Annotated in this window: 8 protein-coding genes; 3 read left to right on the top strand and 5 right to left on the bottom strand. The window is 38.9% G+C overall.

Annotation, left to right across the window (positions count from 1 at the left end):
- Positions 1-419: 419 nt before the first annotated feature.
- The 5 genes from AB1414_12395 to AB1414_12375 all read right to left on the bottom strand — a co-directional run bounded on the left by AB1414_12395 (position 420) and on the right by AB1414_12375 (position 4,405).
- Positions 420-1,145, bottom strand: coding sequence for a cytochrome c biogenesis protein CcdA (locus AB1414_12395; GenBank protein ID MEW6608223.1), 726 nt, complete (start codon positions 1,143-1,145; stop codon positions 420-422).
- Positions 1,146-1,157: 12 nt separating this feature from the next.
- Complete coding sequence (locus tag AB1414_12390; GenBank protein MEW6608222.1) at positions 1,158-1,310, bottom strand: hypothetical protein; 153 nt, start codon at positions 1,308-1,310, stop codon at positions 1,158-1,160.
- A gap of 319 nt (positions 1,311-1,629) precedes the next feature.
- On the bottom strand, positions 1,630-2,250 hold the full coding sequence (gene hisH, locus AB1414_12385) for an imidazole glycerol phosphate synthase subunit HisH (GenBank protein ID MEW6608221.1): 621 nt from the start codon (positions 2,248-2,250) through the stop codon (positions 1,630-1,632).
- A gap of 71 nt (positions 2,251-2,321) precedes the next feature.
- Entirely contained in the window at positions 2,322-3,413 is a 1,092-nt protein-coding gene (gene hisC, locus AB1414_12380) for a histidinol-phosphate transaminase (GenBank protein ID MEW6608220.1), read from the bottom strand.
- On the bottom strand, positions 3,377-4,405 hold the full coding sequence (locus AB1414_12375) for a radical SAM protein (protein ID MEW6608219.1): 1,029 nt from the start codon (positions 4,403-4,405) through the stop codon (positions 3,377-3,379). Before AB1414_12375 ends, hisC begins: the two co-directional genes overlap by 37 nt.
- A gap of 274 nt (positions 4,406-4,679) precedes the next feature.
- On the opposite strand from AB1414_12375, the gene AB1414_12370 reads away from it, so the two are divergent.
- Genes AB1414_12370 through AB1414_12360 form a run of 3 tightly spaced genes read left to right on the top strand, consistent with a single transcriptional unit; the run spans position 4,680 to position 6,635 of the window.
- Positions 4,680-5,525 carry a DUF4384 domain-containing protein gene (locus AB1414_12370; protein MEW6608218.1) on the top strand — a complete coding sequence of 282 codons (846 nt, stop codon included), beginning with the start codon at positions 4,680-4,682 and terminating at the stop codon, positions 5,523-5,525.
- A gap of 52 nt (positions 5,526-5,577) precedes the next feature.
- Positions 5,578-5,931 carry a zinc-ribbon domain-containing protein gene (locus tag AB1414_12365; GenBank protein MEW6608217.1) on the top strand — a complete coding sequence of 118 codons (354 nt, stop codon included), beginning with the start codon at positions 5,578-5,580 and terminating at the stop codon, positions 5,929-5,931.
- Positions 5,841-6,635, top strand: coding sequence for a DUF2085 domain-containing protein (locus tag AB1414_12360; protein MEW6608216.1), 795 nt, complete (start codon positions 5,841-5,843; stop codon positions 6,633-6,635). The genes AB1414_12365 and AB1414_12360 overlap by 91 nt, the downstream gene beginning before the upstream one ends.
- Positions 6,636-7,334 lie beyond the last annotated feature (699 nt).

Here is a 7,334-nt window from a genome sequence, read left to right as displayed (position 1 = left end):
TGTAGAGTTATAGAGATAAGTCGTAGAGTCTTTTCTTAAGTAAAAAAATAAAAAAAAGCTTGACACTTTACATAACAGACACAGAGACGCAGAGAAGAAAATTAAAATTTATTTACGATACGCTTAACATCCCTGATTTTCATCAGTGCAATCTCTTGAGTCCAACAACATTAAACTTGCCCTGATGAAAATCAGGGATGGATTAACAAATCTGGCTTGCCGGCTGAACATTCGGCAAGCAGGTCCTATGTATTTCAATGGCTGCACCAATAATCTTTTCTGTTATCTGATTTATTTCTCTGTTCCTCTGCGTCTCTGCGGTAAATTACCACCTGAACGGTTACGGAATTTATAATCTCCATATCTTCCTTATCTCCTTATCCCCCTTCTCCTTAGATTGTTTGAACGAACAGTTTTCTTTAGTCATTGTTTAGCCCAGTAATCATTCCCGTAACCATTCCCAGTTTGTCGGTGAATACCATTATCCCGATGAGGATAAGCAGGATACCGCTGAAGATAGAAATTGGTCTTAAATAGCGTTTCATCCAGTTAAAATGGGTCAAAAAGGCAGACAACCCTAAGGAGACAATAAGAAAGGGGAGTCCAAGCCCTAAGGAATAAGATGAGAGGAGAATAATGCCTGAATAAACATTATCTGAGGTAGCGGCATAGATAAGAATAGAGCCAAGTATAGGACCTATACAGGGAGTCCAGCCAGAAGCAAAGGCTAATCCGACTAAGAAAGAGCCCAGATAGCCGAAAGGTTTGTTTTTAAGGTGGACACGCTTTTCTTTTTTGAGTAAGTTGAGCGGGACAAGGCCGGTTATATGGATGCCAAAAAGGATAATTAAGATTCCACCTACCTTTTGAATAATAAGCTTATAAGTGATTAAAAACTTGCCGATTAAGGTTGCCCCTGCCCCTAAGAAGATAAAAATCAAGGAAAAGCCAAGAATAAATATAAGGGAATTAAAAAAAAGCCGCCTTTTAATCACGGTTTGATTTTCGTTCATTTCTTCAAAAGACAAACCAGTAATAAAAGCCAGATATGAAGGAATGACCGGTAAAACACACGGAGAAAAAAATGATAATAATCCGGCGATAAAGGCAATAATTATGTTTACATCTTGTGCTGTGCTGTTCATCTTGATTCCTTTCTAAGCCGCTTTGGCATCTCTATCCGATAAAGGTAATAATTCGGAGGCTAATTTAACCACAAAGGGCACAAATAACCGTTCAGCCACAGAGGTACAGAGTTCACAGAGAATAAGGGAATTAGTTACAAATGGACACGAATTAACCTGTGACATTCGATAAATGTAGTGCAACCCTTTAGGTTTGCCTTCCGGTTTGCCAGAAGCGAGGCTAAAACCTCGCACTACAAATCTTTTTGTTGTTCAAGGAGATTCGGGTTCATTCTCGTTAGATAGTAAAACATCTAACGGGATTCATTCGTGATTATATATTCCCTCTGTGTTCTCTGTGACTCTGTGGCTATATCCTGAACGGTTACGGGCACAAAGGATTTTCACAAAGTCCACAAAGGGAAAAACTATTATTCTTTCTCCCACTATGGGGTGGTATATCGTATTTCTCGCACCGATTACCCCCCTGTTCCCCTTCATAGGGCTAAATAGTTACCTGATTTAAAAAGTTTTTTAGCAGGTTTAATCCGAGTGTCTGGCTCTTTTCAGGATGAAATTGGGTGCCAAAAACATTCTCTTTACAAACCATCGAGGTAAATTTTATCCCATAATCAGTTGTCGTCGCAATAATTGCTTCATCTTCAGGGTTGACATAATAAGAATGCACAAAATAAAAGTAAGAATTATCTGGAATGCCATCTAATAAAGATACTTTTGCCTCCTGTGCCTTCTGGATAGTATTCCAGCCAATATGTGGGACCTTTAGAGTTTCCGGAAATTTAAGGACATCTCCATAAAGGATATTTAATCCTTCGCACTCACCATATTCATAACTTTTATTAAATAGCAGTTGCATTCCCAGACAAATACCTAAAAATGGCTTACCTGATTCTATGACCCTATGAATGATAGTATCAAGTTGTAAGTTTTTTAATTGAGTTATTGCATCTTTAAATGCACCTACGCCGGGTAAAATCACGGCTGAGGCAGTAATAATTTTAAGTGGAGAATTGGTAACTATCACCCTGCCACCCATCTTCTCAATCGCCTTTTGCACACTCCGTAAATTACCCATTCCGTAGTCAATGATTGCAATTGGTGTCATTTTTTCACCCCCTTTTCCCTGTTTTCCCCTTTTCCCTTTATTACACCCTGAACACTTCCCAAAAAGAAGCCTCAATATCTTCTGCAAATACTATCTATTTTTCCCAAAAAGGCATTGTTTTCTTGTTCATTACCAATAGTTACTCGAAGGCAGTTAGGGATATCATCATTCAAATTACGAATTAATATCCCTTCTTCAACTAAATTTGAAAAAAGGGTATCTGGCGGGATATTGAGGGTTTTAAATAAAATAAAATTAGCATCACTGGGGTAAGGCATAATGCCAGTTATTCCTTTAAGAAATCCATAGACCCTTTCTCGCTCACTTATTATCTGGTTAATTCGAGGTTGTAAAAGGTATCTAAAATTTTCTATGGCACAAGTCGCCACTGCTTGAGAAAAAGCATTCAGGTTATAGGGCAATTTTACTTTGAGAAGTTCATCGATTATTTGAGAATTAGCAATCAAATATCCAATTCTTAATCCGGCTAAACCAAATGCCTTAGAAAATGTCCTTACAATTATTACCTGCGGGTAAATGTTAATCAGTGAAATGAAGGTCTCCTTTGAAAACTCAAAGTAGGCTTCATCAATAATTATTAATGAGGTTGGCGATTCGTCAATAATTTCTAATACCTTTTCTTTTGAAAAAGAGTTTCCTGTTGGATTATTTGGATAAGCGAGAAAAATAATGGAAGGAGTATCCCTGGTTATTTTCAATATCTTTTCCTCATTTAATTCAAATTTGTCAGTTAAAGGTATTCCAATTGGCGTGGTGTTAGTAATCTGGGATAATATTTTATACATTGCAAAGGTAGGTGTGGGAAAAACAACTTGACCTGCGTTAAAAGTTAGCAGAATGTATAAGATTAGTTCATCAGAACCATTACCAACCAAAATTTCTTTTTTATTTATGCCAAGATATGCGGCAATAGTCTGGCGTAATTCATTTGAAAGTGGGTCGGGATAACGATTAAAACCAGTAATCTTTTCTTTAAGCAATTCTTTTATTTCGTCTGGTAAGTCATACGGATTTTCCATTGCATCTAATTTAATTGGGCAGGAAATATCCGGTATTTGGTATGGTTTTAAAGTTTTAATATTTTCTTTGACTAATGATTCAATCATCAATTTATCCGCTCCTTTTTTGGTTGATAAATACAATTAGGCTCCTGGTCTAAGTAATCACCTGTTTTCGCATAGGCTCGTGCTCGGCAACCACCACAGACATTGATATATTCACATCGTCCACATTTACCTTTGTATTTAGAAAAATCACGCAATTCGTTAAAGACTTGCGAATTTTCCCAGACATCTTTAAAACTCTGGGTTTTAATATCACCACAACGAACATCTAAATAACCGCACGGGAATACCTCACCTTTGTAAGAGATGAAGCAATAAGAAGTTGCGGCCAAGCAGCCTTTGCTTAAGAGAAAATGTTGTTCACCTTTTTCTATCTGTCGCATAATCCTGAAATAATGTGGGGCACAGGTAGTTCTTATTTCAATATTTGTTACTTTACTTTTTTTATATAACCAGGTTAATACATCTTCGTATTCCGTGAGGCTTAATTCCTGTTTCTCCATTGTCTTAGCTCTGCCAGTTGGGACAAGGAAGAAGAAATGGCAGGCAACCGCACCCAATTTAATGCTTAAATTGATTATGTCATTGAGTTCTAGATAATTTTGTTTTGTAACCGTAGTATTAATCTGGATTTCAAGACCACTTCTTCCTGCCCATTTTAGTCCTTCTAAAGCCTTTTCAAATGCTCCCTGTTGTCTAATTTTATTATGGGTTTTAGCCGCCGCACCATCCAGACTAACACTAATTCTTTTAATTCCAACATCTTTTATTCGCTCAGTGACTTCCTCATTAATCAAAGTTCCATTACAACCGATGACAACGGTAAATTCCTTACTTATGGCATAAGAGGCTATTTTAAATATATCCTGTCGAAGTAGTGGCTCACCGCCAGAAAGGATAAGGATGGGATGGCTAACTTTAGCAATTTCATCAATTAAAACAAATGCCTCCTCTGTAGATAACTCATCCTCATCAAATCTATTACTATTAATCGCACTTGCCCGACAATGGATGCACGAAAGATTACATCTTCGAGTAACCTCCCAGGCTACTAATCTCAAATTATTCACCTTATTTTTATTATACCCTTATAATTTGTTTCTGTCAAGAGAAATCTCGTGAAACCAGCAATTCTCGGTGAATTTTTAGAGACTGAATTCACCTATGTTTAGGAGAGATAGAAAAAAATATTTTTCGTAAAGATTTTGAGAGGGAAATAAGGAATAATGAGTCTCTATCTAATTTTTCACCGAGAATTCCTGATGATCAAAATTTTTATTGACATGGGATAAAATTTGTGGTAAAATATAACCATAATGCTCAAAAGTGAAGGTAACATCAAAAATGACCCAAAAGCAAATTCCTATCAGTTTCAGTAATGAATACAAGGCTGGAAACCAATCACATCCTATTGCTGACCTATTTGGCACGAAAGAAATGTTACAGATTGTCATCAAGAAATTGTCAAGTCAATCGCTAATCTTCAGTTTGGCGTTTATTGTCATCCTGGTGATAGCCTACAAGCTCTGTGGCAATCAAGGATTACCGATTATTGCAGCCATTCTCTTCGTTTTTCTGGTAGCTACGGTTGCCTATTTATTCTTTGAGCAGAAGAGCAAAGTTGAGCATGAAGACCCATCAACCATAAGCCAACTGCTCGGAGAGAAGCTCAACGCTATCGCAAAGCCAACGGGAGACTTTTCTGTCCAGGTGTGGACCACTCTCGCCGCCGAGACCACTGTGGAAAGTCGTGATATTAATATTATCCCATCAGCGAAACAAGCTAAGTATCGTATTGGCGACAAGATTAATGTGTGCTTCCGTTCTACTAAGGACTGCTATTTGACCTTGCTGAATATCGGTACGAGTGGAAAACTGACCATTTTATTTCCCAATGGGCTATATCGTAACAATTTGATTTCAGCCAATCAGAGCTATGAAATTCCTGGCAAAGAGTATGGTTTTGAATACGGAGTGCTGGGACCGCCGGGAATCGAAAAGTTGAAGGCCATCGCTACATTGGAGAAGGTAGAATTACTGGCGTCGCAATTCTCATCGGATGGTTCGTTGTTTCGGATAGAGACGCCGGCAGCCGCGGCGCGTGATATTACAGTAATCAAGAAAAATGTCGAAGCGATTCCGACAGACAAATGGACTGAAGCAACCTGTGAGTTTCGTGTTAACCAATAGCATGTGTAAAACAACCTTGCGGTTAACAAATCCAAAAAGGAGGAGCACTATCATGTTGTGTCCAAAATGTGGTTTTGAAAATCCAGATGGAGCTAAGTTCTGTGGTAAATGTGGCACTTCCATGACAATAGATTACCGGACTGAGCCACAAACCCAAATAGGGAAACCGCCTTTCCTACCAGATGGTGCACCAGTCTCATCGGGGTTGAAGACGGGCATCATTGTCGGCACATTGTTCATACCATTGCTCGGCATTATCATGGGAATAATCTACATGAACGATCCTAATCCCGCCAAAAAAGCCGTTGGGCGATTATGGTTGTGGGTAGGTATCAGTGTGTGTGTACTCTCATGTATCTGCGGGATAATAGCCTGTGTGATTGGTATGTCGGGGAGTTATTATTAGCGATGTCTGTTCTGTATGATCTCTGTGGATTGATATGTCACCAATTGCCAGGTCGCTCATCGCACTTTGATGGTATCGTCTTCCCTCTCTGTTTTCGGTGTTCAGGCTTGCATTTCGGAGTGGTATCGTCATACCTCTATCTGGCAGTAAGCGGTGGGTGGAACCGCAGTTTCCCAGATGTTCGAAGTGGGGTTAGCGCTAGCGTGCTGATGGTGCCATTTTTGCTGGATGGCTGGGGCAATACGCTACACCTGTGGGCATCGCCAGGATGGTTTCGGGCTCTCACAGGTTTAGGTATGGGTATAGTGCTACCGCTGTTACTGGTTCCTCTAATCCATCAGCCGGCACAAATAACGACTTCCGAGCTCAAACCATCACTGTCGCATCCCACTGCCCTGATTTGGCCGGCAATACCAGGCCTTGTAATGGTATGGTTTATGATGCATCCGATGGTGTTGCTTATATTCCAACTTCTGACCATCACTGCATTAGTGGGAATACTAATATTTGGTATCAATTCCCTCTTAGTGTCGCGTGTTGTATTAACGGAGATATTTTTTCCGACACAATTAGACTGCAACAGACAAGTAGACACGCCAGACGCTTGTCCTACCATCAATGGTGGTGGTAGGTCAACCGTCTCGGTTGACTACTTATATCGCATGAGAAGGCTAAGGGGACTAACGGAAAATCATAGTTTGTAGATAACTATTCAGCCACAGAGGCACAGAGGTATTTTAAGATGAAGGATTTGAATGAGATAACAGAGAAAATCATCAGATGTGCGATAGAAGTATATAAGCAAATTCCTCTTGTTAAAAGATGGTATCAAAAGGTATATTTTATAATTTCTCTGTGCCACTGTGTCTCTGTGGCAAAGTAGGGGAATTACCTAGATTTATGAAATAATTGTGCTGAATAGTTACGCGGTGGAAATAAAAAATTAAAAATCTGTGTAATCTGCGCAATCCACGGATATTTTCAGGGGAAACGGTCATGAGTCTGCGACTCACAAAAGACGATGAAAATTAATGGGAGAGAGATTGGAGTCATTAGTCAATGACCATTGACCAATACCAGTGACCAAAAGGAGATAGGCGTGAGGAGTGATGTTTTCTTTACTTTCTACTTTCTACTCTCTACTTCCTATTTTCAGGAGAATCTTTATGCTATGTAGCATATAATATATAGGGCTTCACGAAATTATAAAGTAAGTAATCGGTTAAATGGTAACTGGTAACTAATTACCATTCACCAGTTACCAATTACCAAAATGAGGTAGTGTCAAAAATAATATGAAAGAGATATGAAAGAAATTGGAAATGAATAGAAGGTATTTTTGGACAAATCAAAGTGAGTATTTGGGGAACTTTTATCAGGTTTTTCTCTTTTCTGCGATGAGG

The organism is bacterium, from assembly GCA_040755795.1.
GTDB lineage: Bacteria > UBA9089 > CG2-30-40-21 > CG2-30-40-21 > SBAY01 > JBFLXS01.
Note: the sequence above shows the minus strand (reverse complement) of the source record. Positions and strands in the feature narration are given on the sequence as shown.

Bases quoted from the DNA above. Each gene is read 5' to 3' on its own strand.
- AB1414_12370 (MEW6608218.1), top strand. From the start codon at position 4,680: ATGACCCAAAAGCAAATTCCTATCAGTTTCAGTAATGAATACAAGGCT.
- AB1414_12360 (MEW6608216.1), top strand. From the start codon at position 5,841: ATGGTTGTGGGTAGGTATCAGTGTGTGTGTACTCTCATGTATCTGCGG.
- AB1414_12395 (MEW6608223.1), bottom strand. From the start codon at position 1,145: ATGAACAGCACAGCACAAGATGTAAACATAATTATTGCCTTTATCGCC.
- hisH (MEW6608221.1), bottom strand. From the start codon at position 2,250: ATGACACCAATTGCAATCATTGACTACGGAATGGGTAATTTACGGAGT.
- AB1414_12365 (MEW6608217.1), top strand. From the start codon at position 5,578: ATGTTGTGTCCAAAATGTGGTTTTGAAAATCCAGATGGAGCTAAGTTC.
- AB1414_12390 (MEW6608222.1), bottom strand. From the start codon at position 1,310: ATGTCACAGGTTAATTCGTGTCCATTTGTAACTAATTCCCTTATTCTC.